The 1,692-nt window shown below is 63.5% G+C and carries 1 protein-coding gene and 2 pseudogenes; all 3 read left to right on the plus strand.

The window, feature by feature from the left end; genetic code table 11:
• Window positions 1-370 (plus strand): annotated as a pseudogene (locus EN914_RS34520) (septum site-determining protein MinD); the annotation flags it as partial.
• On the plus strand, window positions 367-639 hold the full coding sequence (minE, locus tag EN914_RS34525; RefSeq protein ID WP_024501686.1) for a cell division topological specificity factor MinE: 273 nt from the start codon (window positions 367-369) through the stop codon (window positions 637-639). The pseudogene EN914_RS34520 and the gene minE, both read left to right, overlap by 4 nt.
• Before the next feature lie 367 nt (window positions 640-1,006).
• Window positions 1,007-1,692: pseudogene (locus EN914_RS34535) on the plus strand (hypothetical protein); the annotation flags it as partial.

The following is a 1,692-nucleotide window of genomic DNA, read 5'->3' on the forward strand; positions in this document are numbered from 1 at the left end:
GCGCGATTCCGATCGCATCATCGGCCTGCTCGATGCCCGCACCTTGCGGGCCGAGCAGGGCGAGCAGATCGCCAAGCATGTGCTGGTGACGCGCTACGATGCCGCCCGCGCCTCGCGCGGCGAGATGCTGTCCATCGACGACGTGCTGGAAATCCTGTCGGTGCCGCTGCTCGGCATCATTCCGGAAAGCCAGGATGTGCTGCGCGCCTCCAACCTCGGTTCGCCGGTGACGCTGTCGGAGCCGCTCAACACTGCTGCCAAGGCCTATATCGACGCTGCCAGGCGGCTGGAGGGCGAGGAATTGCCCGTCATCGTGCCCTTCGAGCGCAAGGGCTTCCTCGATCGTCTTTTGGGAAGGAGGGCGGCATGAACCTGCTCGACATCTTCAAGCGGCGCTCCAGCGCCCCGGTGGCGCGCGAGCGGCTGCAAGTGCTGCTCGCCTATGAGCGCCGCAACCGCAGCCAGCCCGACCTCGTCTCCATCCTGCGCGAGGAGATCATGGCCGTCATCGCCAAGCATGTGCAGATCGACCAGGATTATCTGCAGGTCTCGATGGATCGCGGCGAGACCATGTCGACGCTGGAGATCGACATCCAGATCCCCAACAAGAGCGCCGTGCCGCTGGCCATGGCGGGGTGAGGGCAACTTAGGGGGAGCCGCGATCCTTCGCGCCCCCCTCTGTCCTGCCGGACATCTCCCCCACAAGTGGGGAGATTGGCAATTTCTGCGCTTCAGTTCTTCTTGCAACGTTGGCGATTGGCGAAAGCCCGCATGACGTCCAATCTCCCCTCGTGTGGGGGAGATGTCCAGGACAGAGGGGGACGCTGTCCCGCCGGCAGAACCGGCATCGCACCCTCGCACCGCATCGCTCGCAGCGTCCAAACCCCTAAAATGTCCCAAATTTACCTTTGTGCCGACGGGGCTTCCCCTGCGCAAGCAGCGGATGTAAGGATATATTAGCAATTTGTTAAGTTCTAAGCGAGGTATGCGTAAGGGGAGTTTGGCGATGAACTTCAGAGGCCTGATCAAGCGTGCTGAAGACGTGGATAAAGCAATCCAGGACCTGCAGATCGATTTGGCGGACGCGCTGGATGCAAGTCTCGACGCCGACGACCTGGCGCCGCCAGAGAGCGACGATGTGCCGGATGCCCAGGCGGCAGCCGATGACGGGCCACCCCAGGCCGATGCGGCAAATGACGACAATGCCGGGAATGCCGAGGATGCGGGCGCTGCGGACAGTTCCGAAACCGCGCCAAGACTGACCGCCCATACACAGACCCGGCTGGCTGCATTGAGCGCCTTCGAGGGGCTCTTCCACGACGCCAGGGACTATCTGGAGGAGATCAACGACAAGCTGTCGGAGATCGGCACCTCACACCATCTGACGCGCGAATTCCTCAACATCCTGCACAGCGACATCCTGCGCGCCAACGAGCTGGAGGTTGCCAATGCCGCCCTGGCCGCCGAACAGAGGGCGCTGTCGGAAAAGCTGCACGACGCGACGCGAAAGCTGCGCGAGCGTGACGGCGCTTTCGAAGCGCTGCAGCAGCGCGAGACAAGCCTGGTCCAGGACCGGGAGACGCTTCGTGCGGCCCTTGCCGCGGTCAGGCTGGAACTCGTCGAGACAGCCAATGCGAGCGCCAAACGCGAGGCGGAGTTCGGCGACATCGCCAAGCGGCTGACCGCCAGGAC

Source organism: Mesorhizobium sp. M7A.F.Ca.CA.001.08.2.1 (assembly GCF_003998455.1).
In the GTDB taxonomy this organism is placed as follows: domain Bacteria; phylum Pseudomonadota; class Alphaproteobacteria; order Rhizobiales; family Rhizobiaceae; genus Mesorhizobium; species Mesorhizobium ciceri.